Here is a 15964-nt window from a genome sequence, read left to right on the forward strand (position 1 = left end):
CCCCCTCACTGTCAGCTGTTTTTTGCGTTAAATGCTGGCGTTGCCGATCAGAGATTGCTATAGACTTTTAGCCGTCAGGTTAATTATCTGTGAATTTATGCCGAATTAACGCAGGCAACCCGCACCTTAACCATAAAATTTTGCTATCGAACGCGGCCTCTTATCCTGCCGCTCAGCAGAGCAATCATAGCTGATAGTTCTGTTTATTCAGGGAGAAAACGGTTATGCCTCACGCATCGCTGATCCGGCGCACCGGATTGGCTCTTCTCACTCTTACGCTACTCGTTGCGCTTCTGATCTGGGGCATTGGTCCGGATACGCTGCGCGCCCGCCAGACCGATCTGATCTATCTTGGCCAGCAGCATCTCTGGCTGGTTTTCTGGTCCATGCTCTGCGCCCTGCTGGTGGGGATCCCTGCCGGGATTGTGCTGAGCCGTCCTTTTGCGCGAAGTCAGGCTGAATATGTTATGCAGATCTTCAACGTCGGCAATACCCTCCCGCCTCTGGCCGTGCTGGCGCTGGCTATGGTCGTGGTGGGCATCGGTGAGCGACCGGCGCTGATTGCGCTGTTTCTTGCCTCGCTGCTGCCCATTGTGCGCAATACCTATGCCGGCCTGTGCGCAGTTCCACCGGCGCTGACCGAGGCGGCTAAAGGCATTGGCATGACCCGCCTGCAGCGGCTGCGCCAGGTTGAGCTGCCGGACGCGCTGCCGGTGATATTAGCTGGCGTGCGCATCGCCACCGCGATTAACGTCGGCACCGCGCCGCTGGCCTTTTTGATAGGCGCCAGCAGCTACGGCGAGCTGATTTTCCCCGGGATCTATCTGAACGATTTCCCGACGCTGATTCTGGGTGCGGCCGCTACCGCGCTGATTGCCCTGATCCTGGACATGCTGCTGGCCGCGCTGGGCCGCATTCTTTCGCCACACGCTGCAACTTAACTCATGGAGCACGTTTTGATGACCCCCACCAGGCTGTTTTTCAACCGGCTGCGCGGCGCTGTGCTGGCCCTGAGCGCTGCGCTACTGCTTAATCAGTCAGCGCTGGCGGCTGCGCCTATTACGCTCTCAACCAAAAGCTTTACTGAACAGCATATTTTGTCTGCCCTGTCCGTTTTATGGCTGCAGAAAAACGGGTTTACGATCGTCCCTAAGACCAATATTGCGACCACCATCAGCCGTAATGCCATGATCAACAAACAGATCGATATGACATGGGAATATACCGGCACCTCGCTCATTATTTTTAACCACATCAGTAAGCCTATGTCTCCTGAACAGGCGTGGGAAACAGTAAAAAAGCTGGATGCGAAACTGGGCCTGGTCTGGCTTGAACCGGCACCGATGAACAACACTTACGCCTTTGCCATGCAGCGACGTCGCGCAGAGCAGGAGGGTATTACCACCCTGTCGCAGCTGGTCAGCAAAATGGAGCAGGTGCGCGCCAGCGAGCCGGAGCATAACTGGCGGCTGGGACTCGACCTGGAGTTCGCTGGTCGCTCCGATGGCCTGAAGCCGCTGCAAAAAGTTTATCAACTGCCGCTCGATCGCCCGCAAATCCGTCAGATGGATCCCGGCCTGGTCTATAACGCGGTCCGTGACGGGTTTGTGGACGCCGGCCTGATCTATACCACCGATGGTCGCGTCAAAGGCTTTGACCTGCTGGTATTAAAAGATGATAAGCACTTCTTCCCCAGTTACAACGTCACGCCAGTGGTGCGTAAAGAGGTGCTCGCTGCACATCCTGGCCTGGAGAAAGCGCTGAATCAGCTGTCAGCATTGATTACTGATGACGCTATTTCAGAAATGAACAAGCGGGTGGATATCGATCATCAGTCACCCGCTCAGGTTGCACGCGATTTCCTCCAGACCCGTAACATGCTGTAAGGAGACACCATGGATACCCTCTATTACATCACTGATAACTGGCAGATGCTGCTCGGCCTGACCTGGCAGCACACCTGGCTGGTGCTGGTGGCGGTTGGTTTTGCCATCCTGGCTGGCGTACCGCTGGGCATTTTAATTGTCCGCTTTAAGTGGCTGGCGACACCGGTGCTGGGCGTCGCCACTATTGTACTGACCATTCCGACTATTGCGCTGTTCGGGCTGATGATCCCGTTGTTTTCGCAGATCGGCCAGGGCATCGGCGCCCTGCCCGCCATCACGGCAGTGTTTCTCTATTCGCTGCTGCCTATTGTGCGTAACACCCATACGGCGCTGGAAAACCTGCCCTCCGGACTGCGCGAAGCGGGACGCGGCATCGGTATGACGTTCTGGCAGCGGCTGCGCTGGGTAGAGATCCCGATGGCGCTGCCGGTGATTTTCGGCGGCATCCGCACGGCGGTGGTGATGAACGTCGGCGTTATGGCGATCGCCGCCGTTATCGGTGCAGGCGGTCTCGGACTGCAGCTGCTGGATGGCATCGGCGGTAGCGATGTACGCATGCTTATTGCCGGCGCGCTGATGATATGTCTGCTGGCTATCTTTCTTGACTGGCTGCTGCACCGGCTGCAGCTGGCACTGACCCCGAGGGGGATTCGCTAATGATTAAACTGGAAAACCTGACGAAAACCTTTACCCAGAAGAGTGGCGCGGCCTTCAATGCGGTTGATAACGTCAGCCTGAATGTACCGGCAGGCGAAATGTGCGTGCTGCTCGGCCCTTCCGGCTGCGGCAAAACCACCACGCTGAAGATGATTAACCGGCTGATACCGGCCAGCGGCGGCCAGATTTATATCAACGGAGAGGATACCAGCGGCCAGGATACGGTAACGCTGCGCCGCAACATCGGCTATGTGATCCAGCAGATTGGCCTGTTTCCGAACATGACGATTGAGGAGAATATTACGGTGGTGCCGCGTATGCTGGGCTGGGATAAAAAGCGCTGCCGCGAACGGGCTACGGAGCTGATGAGCATGGTGGCGCTGGACCCGACTAAATTTTTGCATCGCTATCCGCGTGAAATGTCCGGTGGTCAGCAGCAGCGTATTGGCGTTATCCGCGCCCTGGCCGCCGATCCACCGGTATTGCTGATGGATGAGCCGTTTGGCGCCGTCGATCCGATAAACCGCGAAGTAATCCAGAACGAGTTTCTGGAGATGCAGCGACAGCTGAAAAAAACGGTCATGCTGGTCAGCCACGATATTGATGAAGCGCTGAAGCTCGGCGATCGCATTGCGGTGTTTGGTCAGGGAAAAATTGTGCAGTGCGCCAGCCCGGATGAGCTGCTGGCAAAACCTGCTAATGACTTTGTCGGATCCTTCGTTGGTCAGGATCGCACCCTTAAGCGCCTGCTGCTGGTACAGGCGGGCGACGTCACTGACCAGCAGCCCACCATTACCGTACGCCGCAGCACGCCGCTTACAGAGGCCTTTGCCACCATGGATGACAACGATATGCGTTCCGTTACGGTTGTCGATGAGGATGGCAGGCCGCTCGGATTTGTGAAGCGGCGCGAAGCGCGCGGCGCTGCCGGCCAGTGCGGAGAGCTGCTGCACCACTTTCGCGTCACCGGTAAAGCTGAAGAGAACCTGCGCGTGGTGCTGTCAAAGCTGTATGAGCACAATACCGTCTGGATGCCGATTGTCGATGAAGATGGTCGCTACAGCGGCGAAATTTCGCAGGATTACATAGCGGATTATCTCAGTTCTGGCCGGACCCGCCGCCGTCTGAACCCCTGAACGCTGCGTGCGCCGGAAGCGGCGCACGCGTGGCTCGTTAATCGTGTTCTGACACGCTGACGGCTGCGGGTTGTGCCCTGGTAAAGGAAAACGCCGGCCCGGTTAACGCCTCCGGATCGATATAGCGCGTGAGATCGCGCTGCTCAGCGCGCGGCAGATAAGGCAGCTCTCCCAGCAGCGGCGCGGCAAGCCGGTCGCGCAGCACGCTGACAATCTCCGCATAGTGAGCCAAACCCGGATTGATGCGGTTTGCGACCCAGCCTGCCAGCGTCAGGCCATCGTGCGCAATCGCCTCCGCTGTCAGCAGCGCATGATTAATACACCCCGTTTTTATCCCCACGACCAGCACGACCGGCAGCTGCTGCTGCTGTACCCAGCCGGCGAGCGGCTGCCGATCGTTTATCAGGCTGCGCCAGCCGCCTGTGCCCTCCACGATCACATATCCCGCCTGCGTCTGCAGATCGGCCAGATGACGATCCAGCAGCGCGTAATCGATATGCTGCCGTGCCCCCGTTCCGGACGCATCATCGGTCAGAATAACCGGATTAACCGCCGGATAGCTGAGCGTCAGCCCTGACGCCTGCTGCAGCAGTTCTGCATCGCGGTTGCGTAATCCTTCCGGCGTGGCGCGCGCCTCTTTTGCCACAGGTTTAAAACCTGCGGCGCAGATGTTTGCCTGTGCCAGCAATTGCAGCAGCGCGCATGCAACCACTGTTTTTCCTGCTCCGGTATCGGTACCTGTGACAAATAGCGTTTTCACCTGTTCCACTCCTTCCAGTAAGCAGCATGGATAGCCTGCGAAGAAGGCAGTGTAGGTAATTGACGCCGCCGGATGCTTGCGTTAGCGCAAACTTAAGGTGGGCTGTAGTTATCCCTGCAGCAGTTTAATCAGCAGATGACCGTTATAGAGGGCATCTTTGATCAGCGCTGCCGCCCCCAGCGTACCGGGATCGCTCATTAACGCAGGCACCAGCTCCAGATCGCGGCTGTAAGCGGGCAGCGCCTGCTGCCGGATAGTGCTGTTTATGGCGGGGAAAAGTACGTCTGCCGCCTGATTGAGTGGCGAACCGATAAGAATTTTTTGCGGGTTGAAAATATTCACCATCATCGCCAGCATACGCCCGACGTGATGCCCCACGCCGGCAATCGCATCGTGCGCCAGCCGGTCACCCTGCTGCGCAGCGCGGCAGAGGTTTTCCAGCGTCAGCGGCTGCTGATGCAGCGGGCTGTCAGGCTGTAGCGCCAGCCGCTGCTGCGCCAGCTGCAGCAGACTGGAAGTGCTGGCCACGGTCTCCAGGCAGCCGTGATTACCGCAATAGCACTGCTGGCCCCAGGGATCGATCTGGGTATGCCCTATCTCCACCAGCGCACGGCCGCTTTTATGCAGCAGCTGACCGCCACTGATGACCCCTGCGCCTACGGTCTCATCAATAACAATCTGAATAACATCCTGCGCGCCGTGCGATGCGCCAGACTGCGCCTCTGCCAGCGTCCACGCTGAGATGTCATGCTGCACAAACACCGGCAGGCCGGAACGCTGCGCCAGCGTTTCGCCCAGCGGCATATCCTCTACATCATAGCCCGGCATGCGATGAACCACGCCGGAGGCGGCGTTGATAAGACCCGGGGTGGTGATAGCGATAGCTGTCAGACGCTCCAGCCGCTGCTGATGCCGGATAAAGAACGCATCCACCAGCGTCTGCAGCGTCTGCAGCAGCGGCACGTCAGACGTCACGGGCAGCGGCAGGCGATCCTCTTCCAGTGCGCGGCTGCTTAAATCGCGCAGCGTCAGCGTGATTGCGCCGGGCTGAATACGTATCGCCAGATAGTGCCACGCCAGGGTATCGAGCACGAGACCAATCGCCGGACGACCGCGGCTGCCCGGCTCCTGAAACTCCGTTTCCTGCACCAGATGCGCATCCAGCATTTCGCGTACAATTTTAGTAATGCTGGCGGGTGCCAGCTGCGCCCGCCTGGAGAGTTCAATACGTGATATCGGCCCATGCTGGTCAATCAGACGGTAGACTACGCCTGCGTTAGTCTGTTTGATGTGGTCAATATGACCAGGCTGACTCTCCCGATTCACACCCTGCTCCCGGATATTTTCGCGCTTCTAAATAAACATTCGCTATGGTGAGGCACTTTGCCGGAGAGCGTTAACTATTTGGCTGGAAATGTGACTGGTCGCACAGATTGTTCGGCTCCGTCTGCCCTGATTGCGTCAGATTTCAGCGTTTTCCAGCATCAGCGCCTGCATGTTGCGCATCTGGGCGGTGGGTTCCCGCAGCGCTGACCAGACCAGCCACACTTCCGAGCGCGCATCGCTCTCCTCCAGCGGGATCCAGATCAGATCGGCGAGCCGCGCCCGGGCAAACGCAGCGGGCAATACCGAGATCCCCAGCCCGGTCGCTACCAGTCCCAGAATCGTCATCGCCTCACCCGCCTCCTGCGTGATAACCGGGCTGACGTGATAGCGATGCAGCAGGGCCAGAATGTCACCGTAGAGCGCCGTACCGCTCTGCGCGTCAAAGAAGATAAACGGCTCCCCGGTCAGGGCGCGAACGGAGAGGCTGCGGTGCTGCGCCAGCGGATGATCGCGGTGCATCACCGCATATAACGGCTCCCGCAGCAGCAGCTGGTAATGCAGATCTGCCGGCAGCGGCGTATTGCGCATCACACCCAGATCGAGCTGGCCATCAAGCAGCGGCGTCAGCTGCTGGCGGGTGTTGTGCTCCTGCATATGAATATGCACTTCCGGCCAGCGCTGGCGAAAACGAAACAGCGCATCGGAAACCAGTCCGGTAAACGGGGCTGATGAGGTAAAACCGATGCGCAGTTCGCCCTGCTGCCCCTGATGAATGCGTGCCGCCCGGTCAGCGCTCTGGTTTACCTGCAGCAGAATAGCGCGCGCATCCTGCAGAAAAGCGGCACCGGCCGGCGTCAGCTGTACGCTGCGATTGGTGCGCACCAGCAGTCGGGCCTGAATGCTCTGCTCCAGCTGCTGGATCTGCTGGCTGAGCGGCGGCTGAGAAATATTGAGGCGCCGCGCCGCGCGGCCAAAATGCAGCTCCTCAGCGACAGCAATGAAATAGCGCAGGTGACGCAGCTCGATAGCCATATTTTTAACATATCAGTTGAGATGATTAATATATTGTACATCTCATTAACGCCTTTCTACAGTAAATCACTCTCTCTCAATAAGGATATCCTGTGAGCCGCCTTACCTCGCTGATATGGCGTAACCCTATCGACGTCACTGCTGACGCCACCCCGTCCCGCATCGGGCGCGACTCACCGCAGTTCCTGCCGGTGACGCTGGCGCTGTTTTCTGCCGGCCTTGCCACTTTTGCTCTGCTCTACTGCGTCCAGCCTATTCTGCCGGTGCTGTCGCAGCAGTTTGGCATTACGCCGGCGCAAAGCAGCATCTCGCTCTCGCTCTCTACCGGATTGATGGCGCTGGGGCTGCTGTTTACCGGTCCGCTTTCAGACGCTATTGGCCGTAAGCCGGTGATGGTAACGGCGCTGATGCTGGGGGCGCTGTGTACGCTGCTGTCGGCGATGATGCAGAGCTGGCACGCCATTCTGCTGATGCGTGCGCTGATCGGCCTGTCGCTCAGCGGCGTGGCCGCCGTTGGCATGACCTATCTGAGCGAAGAGATGCATCCCCGGGTGGTGGCTTTTTCGATGGGACTCTATATCAGCGGTAACTCCATTGGCGGCATGAGCGGCCGTCTGCTCACCGGGGTGATCACCGATCTCTTTTCCTGGCGAATCGCCATTGGCGTCACCGGCTGCTGCTCGCTGGCGGCGGCGCTGATGTTCTGGAAAATCCTGCCCGCATCGCGTCACTTCCGCCCCGCCTCGATCCGCCCGCGCCATCTGCTGATCAACTTCCGCCTGCACTGGCGCGACGGCGGGCTGCCGCTGCTGTTTGCCGAAGCCTTTCTGCTGATGGGCGCGTTTGTCACCCTGTTTAACTATATTGGTTACCGGCTGATGAGTGCGCCGTGGACTCTCAGCCAGGCGGTAGTAGGATTACTGTCGCTGGTCTATCTCACCGGCTCATGGAGTTCGCCAAAAGCAGGAGCCCTGACCGGCCGCTTTGGGCGCGCGCCGGTGATGCTGAGCGCTATCGCTATTATGCTGGCCGGACTGCTGCTGACGCTGGCGCCCACCCTGTGGCTGATCGTTCCCGGCATGCTGCTCTTTACCGCCGGTTTTTTTGCCGCTCACGCCGTTGCCAGCGGTTGGGTGGGAACCCGCGCCCGGCGCGCCCGAGGCCAGGCCTCTTCACTCTATCTGTTCAGCTACTATGCCGGATCCAGCCTGGCTGGTACGGCGGGCGGCCTGTTCTGGCATAGTTACGGCTGGCCGGGCGTCACGTTATTTATTACGCTGCTGCTGCTGCTGGCACTGCTCACCGGTTTTCTGCTGCTGCGCCGCCGCCTCTGACCCGCGCTTATGGCCAGGCGGAGCGCCCCGGCTCCGCTTCTGCCACCTTTCTCCAGGTCCACCTGAAACAAAACTGCAATTCATCGTTATAATCTTTTCTATTCCAATAATAGTCAGACGTTTTTTTTTACAGCAATGAGGTGGTTAATGGCGCTTTTTTACTATGTTGATAAACATGCCGGGTATAACAATAATCATGTGGTGCACGCAAAAGGCTGCCCGTTCCTCCCTGCCGACCCTGCGCGGCGCTTTCTTGGCACTTTTTATGCGCCGAACGCGGCGATCCAGCAGGCGCGTAAATTCTATCCGGGCGCCATGGGCTGTGAGCACTGCTGCCCGGTGGGTGTAAAAAAAACCTGACCCCCTGCAATAGCGTGGCCCTGAAACATATGGTGTGACTCTGATAATTCTGGTCTGAAGTCACACTGTTATAAATAAGGGTTACGTCGCCACTCTGTCAGCCCTGAATTCCGCGCTTTTCCCCGTCAGCGGCTGATGCCGGTAATAAACAGAGGAATAAAAAAGCCTTAGCAGGTTTCCATCTGCCGGTTCATCAGCCACAATAGGGATAATTTGTGACGCAGATCACCTTTGAGGCGTCTCTGCTCCCGTTAACCTGCTGTCTGACTAATTTGAACTTCATGCAAACATCTACCGTTTCCCGTAAAACAGCCTGGCTACGCGTTGTCCTGCTGGCCATTGCGGCGTTTGTCTTTAATACCACTGAATTTGTCCCGGTCGGCCTGCTTTCTGATATTGCAGCAAGCTTTACGATGAAAACGGCAGATGTGGGGATCATGCTCACCATTTATGCCTGGGTGGTGGCGCTGCTGTCGCTGCCGCTGATGCTGCTGACGCGCAACGTTGAGCGGCGTCTGCTGCTGGCGGTGCTGTTTATTCTCTTTACCGGCAGCCACGTGCTCTCAGCGTTTGCCTGGGATTTCCGCTCTCTGGTGGTGTCCCGTATCGGGATTGCACTCTCACACGCCGTGTTCTGGTCGATTACTGCCTCGCTGGCTATTCGCGTGGCACCGGCAGGTAAAAAAACGCAGGCGCTGAGTATGCTTGCCACCGGAACCGCACTGGCAATGGTTCTGGGGGTGCCTATCGGGCGCGTAATCGGGCAGTATCTCGGCTGGCGCACCACGTTTGGCATGATTGGCCTCTCGGCGCTGGTGCTGATGATCCTGCTGGTGCGTGTGTTACCGCGTCTGCCCAGCGAGCATACCGGCTCACTCAGCAGCGTGCCGATGCTGTTCCGCCGTCCGGCGCTGGTGACGATGTATCTGCTGGTGACGCTGGTGGTCACGGCGCACTACACCGCTTATAGCTATATTGAGCCCTTTATGCAGGTGGTAGCGAACGCGGATGCCAATTTTACCACCCTGCTGCTGCTGCTGTTCGGCTCTGCGGGCATTCTCGGCAGTATTCTGTTCAGTACGCTGGGTAACCGCTTCCCGTCTGCGATGTTAATCGCTGCTATTGCGCTGATCACGCTCTGTATGGGACTGCTGATTTTTGCAGCGGTGCGCCCGACCGCCATTATTACCCTCTGTATTATCTGGGGCATGGCGATGATGATGATCGGACTGGCGATGCAGGTTCGCGTGCTGTCACTGGCCCCGGATGCCACCGATGTGGCGATGTCGCTCTTCTCCGGTATTTATAATATCGGTATCGGAGCCGGCGCACTGCTCGGCAGCCAGGTCAGCCAGCATCTGCAGCTCTCAGACGTGGGTAACGTCGGGGCGCTGATAGGGCTTTTCTCGCTGTTCTGGTGCGTGGCGATTTTCCGCCGCTATCCGCAGTTACGCTCTAATGGCTGACTGACTGACCGGCAGCTGCAGGGATGCACGCTGCCGGATCCCGCTTTTTGTATTACGCCTCGCATCCTGTCCGTTTTGCCCTTTATAATCCCACTGACTCTCTCCGCAGGGACCGTTATGAACAGTAAACGAGTAACGCTGATTCTGTCGCGCGCCGTCAGCCACGTCATGCTTGAGGATATCCGGGCGATTGTGCCAGCCGCTGCGCTGAGCGTTTTTATCAATACCCTGGATGAAACCCGCTACGCCACGGTTGAGTGCCTGCAGAGCGAAGAGAACTGTGCGCTGCTCGCCTCCGCTATTGTGGTCTGGCGTCAGCTCGGGCAGATTCAGCACATTGACTACCATAAAGGCGATCGCCTGCGGCAGATCGCGGATGCCACGCAGTTTGAACTGTTCAGCATGATGAAAACGCATCGCGCGCTGCTCCGGCTCGCTTAATAAGGATTGCTATGAAGATTGGTTTGCTGTTTCCCATTGCCATTATTGTTGCCGGCGTAACGTTTCTGGCCTGGTTTATCGCCAGCGGTGCAGCGGTGCCGGGGTCGTAAAGCGGCACCGCTGCGGCGGCAGCAGCCGACGTCTGCGCCTTAACGGATATGCTTCTGGCTAAAGAGCAACGCCGCGCCGCTCAGCAGCGACATCGCCATCAGATAATAGCCCGGTGCCAGGCTACTTCCCGTCCAGCTAATCAGCAGCGTGCAAATCAGGGGCGCAAAGCCGCCAAAGAGGGTAACGGCGACGTTATAGCTGATCGCCATGCCGCTGGCGCGCGTGCCCATCGGAAAGAGATCGGCCATCACTGAAGGCACCACGGAGAAGTAGACCGACTTCAGCAGCGCCATCCAGCAGACCAGCAAAATCAGCGTCACCGGCGTGGTATGGTTCGCTAACAGCCGGAACGCCGGCCAGATGGTAACCATTAACAGTATCAGCGATCCCCACATCAGCGGTGCGCGGCCAACGCGCTCCGCCCACAGGCCCATCAGCGGCGTCACCAGCGTCAGGATCACCCCGCCCAGCAGCGTAGCGGTAAAGGCCGCGCTGCCTGAAAGGTGGAGATTTTTGGTCGCCCAGGTCGGCACATAGTTCAGCATGTAGTTAACCGCCGTCGAGGTTACCATCAGGCCAATCGCCAGCAGCATCAGCTGCTTCTGGCGCCCGAACAGACGCTTCAGCGGCGCGGGCTCCGGCGGGCGGGCGGCAAAGCTTGCGGGCTCATGCACATGGCGGCGGATATAGAGACCCAGCGGACCAATCAGCAGCCCAAAGGCAAACGGAATGCGCCAGCCCCACGCCTGCATTTCACTTTCGCTCAGCAGCTGCGTCAGCCCCAGCCCAAACGCAGAGGCCATCAGCGTACTGGCTCCCTGGGTCGCGAACTGCCAGCTGGCAATAAAGGCTTTGCGCTCGGGATAGTGCTCCACCAGAAAGGCCGTCGAGCTGCCAAACTCGCCGCCAGCTGAAAATCCCTGAATCAGCCGCGCTACCAGAATCAGCAGCGGCGCCAGCAGCCCGATGTGCGCATAGCCCGGCATAAAAGTGATGATCGCCCCGCCCAGCATCATCAGATTGATTGAGAGCAGCAGCGCCCGCTTGCGTCCGTGGCGATCGGCGTAGTTACCCAGCACGATTGCCCCCAGCGGACGGATCAGAAATGAGACGCCAAAACTGCCAAAGGTCAGCAGCAGCGAGACCGCCGGATCGCTGACCGGGAAAAAGGCGTGGGCAATATAGCTGGCAAAAAATCCATATACCGCAATATCAAACCACTCCAGGGCGTTGCCGATGCAGGTGGCAAACAGCGTTTTATGCAGCGCAGGTTTACTCCCCGCGAGCGTGGCGGCCGGGTTCAGGCTGCTCATTGTGCACCTCCTGCTCTGGCACGATGCTGTGCAATAAGCGCGTCACCCCGCTCGCCCAGATCCCACAGCAGCGCGGTCATGATCTGCAGCCCTTCGCGCGCCACCGGCGTCAGCAGATGCTCATTGACGCCATGCTGCCCGCAGGCCGGATAGGAGTGCGGCACCCAGAGCGTCGGTAATCCCAGAATGTCCGCAAACACATCGTTCGGCAGCGATCCGCCCAGATTCGGCAGCAGCGCCGGAGGCTGCTCACACAGCGCCGTCATGGTATGCATGATCCACTCCACCAGCGGATCGGTCGGATCAAAACGCGTTGCCGGCGATCCGTGCAGCACCTCAACCTCAACGTCAGTAAAGCCTGCGGCGGCAAGGTGAGCCGTAACGTGCTCGCCCAGCCGCTGCCAGTCGGTTCCCACCACGAAGCGCAGCTGGCATACCGCCGTGGCGCTGGCGGGGATAGCATTCATCGGGCGTGCCGGATTGCCGGTGATAAAGGTCAGCACTTCCAGCGTGTTCCAGCCATAAAGGCGTTCGGCAGGCGTCAGCCCCGGCTCCCCCCAGTTGCAGGCAAGCGCAGGATCGCCCGGCATGCCGCCCACGCGGATGCTGCTCAGGATCGCACGCACCGCGGGCGTCAGAGAGTCAGGTTTCAGCGCGGCGACCTGCAGCTCACCGCGGGCGCTTATCAGTGCTGCGATCGCATGGGCCAGCCGGGTACCGGGGTTACTCAACAGGCCGCCCCAGTTGCCGGAGTGACAGGCGTTGTCGCGCGCGTTGATGGTGAGACGAAAATTTACCGCGCCGCGTGAGCCGAGAAACAGGGTCGGACGGGGTGCGCTGACGCGCGGTCCGTCTGACGCGATAAAGAGATCGGCCTTCAGCAGCGCAGCATGTTCCCGGCAGAGTTCCGCCAGGCCCGGCGAGCTAATCTCCTCACCCATTTCAAACAGCAGTTTGCAGTTAAAGCCGAGCCGGCCGCCCCGCGCGTGCCAGACCTGCTCCAGCGCCGCCAGATTTATGCAGTGCTGGCCTTTATTATCCGCGCTGCCGCGCGCATACCAGCGATCGCCCTCTGCCGTCAGCTGCCAGGGATCCAGATCGGCGCGCCAGTTTTCATCGTCACCAAAGACCACATCGCCGTGACCATAGCTCAGCAGCGTGGGCAGCGTCGCCGCTTCCATACGGATGGCAACCAGGAACGGCGGCTTATCCGCCAGCGGGTTGGCGATAAAGTGCAGCTCAAAACCGAGCGCGCTCAGCTGCGGGCCGATCTCCTCGCGCAGGTAATGCGCCAGCTGCGGCGCACGATCTGGTCGCTGACTCTCCGTGCGCAGCGCCACGCGTCTCGCCAGCAGCTGCTGAAACTCACCGCTGTCGAAGTAGCGCAGCGCGGCTGATATCGCCCGATCTCGTGTCATGTTTGCATCTCTGTTTGCGTTATTGTGCTGACATAGTTACGAAATCACTGCTTTGCCACAATTATCAATTTATCGAGTATGCTTTGCTTTTACAGCAAAGCTTCCCTGCCCGTTTCTGAGGCATGCACTATCATGAGGCACGTCGATGTTAAGCACTGAACTTCGCTATTTTCTGGTGGTTGCCCGGGAAGGATCGCTCAGCGCGGCCAGCGCGCAGCTCTACGTAGCCGTTTCCGCTATCAGTCGTCAGATACAGCGGCTGGAGACGCAGGTTGGCACGCCGCTGTTTCAGCGCCACGCGCGCGGGATGGTGCTGACGGAGGCGGGGGAAATCTTTGCGCATCACGTGCGAAAAACGCAGCTCGATATGGAGTATGCCCTGGCGGAAATCAACGGATTACGTGCGATGCGGCGCACGCTGATCCGCGTGGCCTGTACCGATGGTCTGGCGTTCAGCCTGCTACCGGCTCTGATCGCCGCGTTTCGCGCTGACCACCCGGCCACGCTGTTTGAGGTACAGGTGGCAGACGCACAGGGTGTGGCAGAGCAGCTGCGTCAGGGCGCGTGCGATATTGCGCTGCAGTTCAGCCTGCGTGCTGAACAGGGAGTGGAGGTTATCGGCTCCTGGCCTGCGCCGGTGTTGCTCCTGATGCAGCAGCAGCACCCGCTGGCCGCAGCATCCGCTATTACGCTGGCGCAGCTCAGCCACTATCCGCTGGCGCTGCCGCAGCAAAATACGACCGTACGCCAGCTGTTTGAACTGGCGAGCCACATGAGCGGCCAGCTGATTGAGCCGGTGTTAACCTGCGACAACTTCTCGGCGCTGTTTAACTTTCTGCTGCAGACGCCGCAGGCGGTGACAATCTGCAGCGCCTTTACCGTACGCGGCCAGACCGGACAGCATCAGCTCGCCCTGCGGAGCATTAATATCGAACAGCTCAGTCAGCGTACACTCCAGCTGCAGGCGCAGTCAGGGCGGCCCCGCAGCGCCGCCCTGACGCTGTTCCTCGCGTTCCTGCAGCAGCAGCTGAGCGCAGAAGATCCAGCGCTTACTGCTTAATATCGACTGGATAGAAGTTGTGCTTGCCAAACGGATCAACCTGATAGCCGCTGACCGACTTGCGCACCGGTTCAAAAATAGTGGAGTGTGCGATCATGACCGCCGGCATCTGGTCATGCATCATCTGCTGCGCTTCCTGATAGAGCGCAACGCGCCGATCATGATCCTGCTCGGCGCGCGCGGCGGTAATGATTTTCTCAAACGGCTGATAGCACCACTTTGACGAGTTGGAGCCGCCATTCGCTGATGTGCAGCTGTAGAGCGGACCAAAGAAGTTATCCGGATCGCCGGTGGCGGTGGTCCAGCCCATCAGCGCCGCCTGATGCTCGCCGCTCTTGACCCGCTTAAGGTATTCGCCCCACTCATAGCTGACGATGCTGGCTTTGATGCCCACCTGCGCCCAGTCCGCCTGAATCATCTCAGCCATCCGGCGCGCGTTGGGATTATAGGGGCGCTGCACCGGCATCGCCCAGAGTGCGATTTCGGTACCGGGTTTGATGCCCGCCTCCTGCAGCAGCGCTTTGGCCTGTTGCGGATCGTAGGCGTAATCTTTCAGCTGCTGATCCGCGCTCCAGACGCCCGGCGGCAGAATGTTTTTCGCTACCGTGCCGGTGCCTTTGAAGATTGCGTCGATAATCGCCTGTTTATTGATGGCCATTGCGAGCGCCTGGCGCACCTTCACATTATCCAGCGGCGCTTTGGTGGTGTTAAACGAGAGAAAACCGGTGTTCAGGCCCGACTTCTGCTCCAGCGTCAGATCGGGATTGTTGCGCATCTTATCGAGATCGGCCGGATTCGGGAACGGCATAACCTGGCACTCATTTTTCTCCAGCTTCGCCAGTCGCACCGAGGCGTCCGGCGTGATTGAAAATATCAGCCGATCCAGTTTTGCTTTGCCCTGCCAGTAAGCCGGGAACGCCTTATACAGAATGCGTGAATCTTTCTGATACTGCACCAGCTCAAACGGGCCGGTGCCAATCGGCTGCATATCAACCTTTTCCGGCGTGCCCGCCTTCAGCATTTTGTCCGCATACTCGGCGGAATGAATGGAGGCGAAATACCACGCCAGATCGGCGAGAAAAGGCGCTTCCGGGTGCGCCAGCGTGATACGCACGGTGTGATCATCTACGCGGTCAATGGCGGTGATGAGTTTTGCCAGCTCCAGGCTCTCAAAGTTCGCGTAGTTGCCGCCGGATACGGTGTGATAGGGATTTTTTGCATCCATCTGCCGCATAAAAGAAAAAATCACGTCGTCCGCATTGAAGTCGCGTCCCGGCGTGAAGAGTTTATTGCTGTGGAATTTTACGCCTTTGCGCAGATGGAAGGTGTAAACCCTGCCATCGGGGCTGATCTCCCAGCGTTCTGCCAGCGCAGGCTGTAAATCGGTCGTGCCGGGACGGAAGTCCACCAACCGGTCAAACAGCGGTACGGCGCTGGCATCCACACTGGTGCCGGAGGTATAAAGCTGCGGGTTAAAGTTTTCCGGGGAGCCTTCAGAACAGTAAACCAGCGTCTTCGCGGATACGCTGCCCGCCACAGCCACGCCCAGCAGGCTTAGCGCCAGTTTGCTCATCATCATTTTCATACTGTTTCTCGCTTTTTATTGACTTATGTTGGTCTGCATCGCTATTTATTTCATTGATAACATGTTTTCACCGCCAGGC

General features: G+C 58.8%; 15 protein-coding genes and 1 pseudogene. 10 read left to right on the plus strand and 6 right to left on the minus strand.

The features are described from left to right. Window positions 1-224 precede the first annotated feature (224 nt). From LAC65_RS07590 to osmV, 4 genes are read left to right on the plus strand one after another with little or no spacing between them, the layout of a single operon-like run. On the plus strand, window positions 225-941 hold the full coding sequence (locus LAC65_RS07590; protein WP_039384390.1) for an ABC transporter permease: 717 nt from the start codon (window positions 225-227) through the stop codon (window positions 939-941). A gap of 18 nt (window positions 942-959) precedes the next feature. Then, the gene (locus LAC65_RS07595) at window positions 960-1886 is read left to right on the plus strand and encodes a glycine betaine ABC transporter substrate-binding protein (RefSeq protein ID WP_039384392.1); all 927 of its coding nucleotides are present in this window, start codon (window positions 960-962) and stop codon (window positions 1884-1886) included. 9 nt (window positions 1887-1895) lie between these two features. Next, window positions 1896-2543, plus strand: a complete 648-nt coding sequence (osmW, locus tag LAC65_RS07600) for an osmoprotectant ABC transporter permease OsmW (RefSeq protein ID WP_039384394.1) — start codon at window positions 1896-1898, stop codon at window positions 2541-2543. After that, window positions 2543-3679: an osmoprotectant ABC transporter ATP-binding protein OsmV gene (gene osmV / locus LAC65_RS07605; RefSeq protein WP_039384396.1), complete on the plus strand. Its 1137-nt coding sequence runs from the start codon at window positions 2543-2545 to the stop codon at window positions 3677-3679. Before osmW ends, osmV begins: the two co-directional genes overlap by 1 nt. Before the next feature lie 37 nt (window positions 3680-3716). Here the strand turns inward: osmV and bioD are convergent, their stop codons facing one another. The 3 genes from bioD to LAC65_RS07620 form a co-directional block, all read right to left on the minus strand. Then, entirely contained in the window at window positions 3717-4439 is a 723-nt protein-coding gene (gene bioD / locus LAC65_RS07610) for a dethiobiotin synthase (protein WP_052246494.1), read from the minus strand. A 108-nt stretch (window positions 4440-4547) separates the two neighbouring features. Continuing rightward, window positions 4548-5765 carry a sugar metabolism global transcriptional regulator Mlc gene (gene mlc / locus LAC65_RS07615; protein ID WP_039384398.1) on the minus strand — a complete coding sequence of 406 codons (1218 nt, stop codon included), beginning with the start codon at window positions 5763-5765 and terminating at the stop codon, window positions 4548-4550. Window positions 5766-5900: 135 nt separating this feature from the next. Further along, a complete protein-coding gene (locus LAC65_RS07620; protein ID WP_039384400.1) occupies window positions 5901-6797 on the minus strand; it encodes a LysR family transcriptional regulator in 897 nt (298 codons plus the stop codon). Between the two features lie 128 nt (window positions 6798-6925). Between LAC65_RS07620 and LAC65_RS07625 the strand changes: the two genes are divergently transcribed. The 5 genes and pseudogenes from LAC65_RS07625 to LAC65_RS07645 all read left to right on the plus strand — a co-directional run bounded on the left by LAC65_RS07625 (window position 6926) and on the right by LAC65_RS07645 (window position 10508). Next, entirely contained in the window at window positions 6926-8131 is a 1206-nt protein-coding gene (locus LAC65_RS07625) for an MFS transporter (RefSeq protein ID WP_224144860.1), read from the plus strand. A 147-nt stretch (window positions 8132-8278) separates the two neighbouring features. Further along, window positions 8279-8529 (plus strand): annotated as a pseudogene (locus LAC65_RS07630) (hypothetical protein). A 243-nt stretch (window positions 8530-8772) separates the two neighbouring features. Then, complete coding sequence (locus LAC65_RS07635; RefSeq protein ID WP_039385944.1) at window positions 8773-9957, plus strand: sugar transporter; 1185 nt, start codon at window positions 8773-8775, stop codon at window positions 9955-9957. Window positions 9958-10074: 117 nt separating this feature from the next. Next, window positions 10075-10398 carry a hypothetical protein gene (locus LAC65_RS07640; protein ID WP_039384405.1) on the plus strand — a complete coding sequence of 108 codons (324 nt, stop codon included), beginning with the start codon at window positions 10075-10077 and terminating at the stop codon, window positions 10396-10398. Between the two features lie 11 nt (window positions 10399-10409). Then, window positions 10410-10508 carry a YoaK family small membrane protein gene (locus LAC65_RS07645; RefSeq protein WP_139239671.1) on the plus strand — a complete coding sequence of 33 codons (99 nt, stop codon included), beginning with the start codon at window positions 10410-10412 and terminating at the stop codon, window positions 10506-10508. A 39-nt stretch (window positions 10509-10547) separates the two neighbouring features. On the opposite strand, the gene LAC65_RS07650 is transcribed toward LAC65_RS07645, so the two are convergent. After that, window positions 10548-11822 carry an MFS transporter gene (locus LAC65_RS07650; RefSeq protein ID WP_039384408.1) on the minus strand — a complete coding sequence of 425 codons (1275 nt, stop codon included), beginning with the start codon at window positions 11820-11822 and terminating at the stop codon, window positions 10548-10550. Next, window positions 11819-13240 carry a M20 family metallopeptidase gene (locus tag LAC65_RS07655; protein WP_071668835.1) on the minus strand — a complete coding sequence of 474 codons (1422 nt, stop codon included), beginning with the start codon at window positions 13238-13240 and terminating at the stop codon, window positions 11819-11821. The genes LAC65_RS07650 and LAC65_RS07655 overlap by 4 nt, the downstream gene beginning before the upstream one ends. 145 nt (window positions 13241-13385) lie before the next feature. Between LAC65_RS07655 and LAC65_RS07660 the strand changes: the two genes are divergently transcribed. Beyond that, a complete protein-coding gene (locus tag LAC65_RS07660; protein WP_039384414.1) occupies window positions 13386-14300 on the plus strand; it encodes a LysR family transcriptional regulator in 915 nt (304 codons plus the stop codon). Here LAC65_RS07660 and LAC65_RS07665 read toward each other — a convergent pair. After that, window positions 14290-15876 carry an ABC transporter substrate-binding protein gene (locus LAC65_RS07665; protein ID WP_200889508.1) on the minus strand — a complete coding sequence of 529 codons (1587 nt, stop codon included), beginning with the start codon at window positions 15874-15876 and terminating at the stop codon, window positions 14290-14292. The genes LAC65_RS07660 and LAC65_RS07665 overlap by 11 nt on opposite strands. Window positions 15877-15964 lie beyond the last annotated feature (88 nt).

The organism is Pantoea eucrina (assembly GCF_020079945.1).
Taxonomy (GTDB): Bacteria; Pseudomonadota; Gammaproteobacteria; order Enterobacterales; family Enterobacteriaceae; genus Pantoea; species Pantoea eucrina.

Bases quoted from the DNA above. Each gene is read 5' to 3' on its own strand.
- LAC65_RS07655 (WP_071668835.1), bottom strand. From the start codon at position 13,240: ATGACACGAGATCGGGCGATATCAGCCGCGCTGCGCTACTTCGACAGC.
- LAC65_RS07660 (WP_039384414.1), top strand. From the start codon at position 13,386: ATGTTAAGCACTGAACTTCGCTATTTTCTGGTGGTTGCCCGGGAAGGA.
- osmW (WP_039384394.1), top strand. From the start codon at position 1,896: ATGGATACCCTCTATTACATCACTGATAACTGGCAGATGCTGCTCGGC.
- LAC65_RS07650 (WP_039384408.1), bottom strand. From the start codon at position 11,822: ATGAGCAGCCTGAACCCGGCCGCCACGCTCGCGGGGAGTAAACCTGCG.
- LAC65_RS07665 (WP_200889508.1), bottom strand. From the start codon at position 15,876: ATGATGAGCAAACTGGCGCTAAGCCTGCTGGGCGTGGCTGTGGCGGGC.
- LAC65_RS07645 (WP_139239671.1), top strand. From the start codon at position 10,410: ATGAAGATTGGTTTGCTGTTTCCCATTGCCATTATTGTTGCCGGCGTA.
- osmV (WP_039384396.1), top strand. From the start codon at position 2,543: ATGATTAAACTGGAAAACCTGACGAAAACCTTTACCCAGAAGAGTGGC.
- LAC65_RS07620 (WP_039384400.1), bottom strand. From the start codon at position 6,797: ATGGCTATCGAGCTGCGTCACCTGCGCTATTTCATTGCTGTCGCTGAG.
- LAC65_RS07590 (WP_039384390.1), top strand. From the start codon at position 225: ATGCCTCACGCATCGCTGATCCGGCGCACCGGATTGGCTCTTCTCACT.
- LAC65_RS07640 (WP_039384405.1), top strand. From the start codon at position 10,075: ATGAACAGTAAACGAGTAACGCTGATTCTGTCGCGCGCCGTCAGCCAC.
- LAC65_RS07635 (WP_039385944.1), top strand. From the start codon at position 8,773: ATGCAAACATCTACCGTTTCCCGTAAAACAGCCTGGCTACGCGTTGTC.
- LAC65_RS07595 (WP_039384392.1), top strand. From the start codon at position 960: ATGACCCCCACCAGGCTGTTTTTCAACCGGCTGCGCGGCGCTGTGCTG.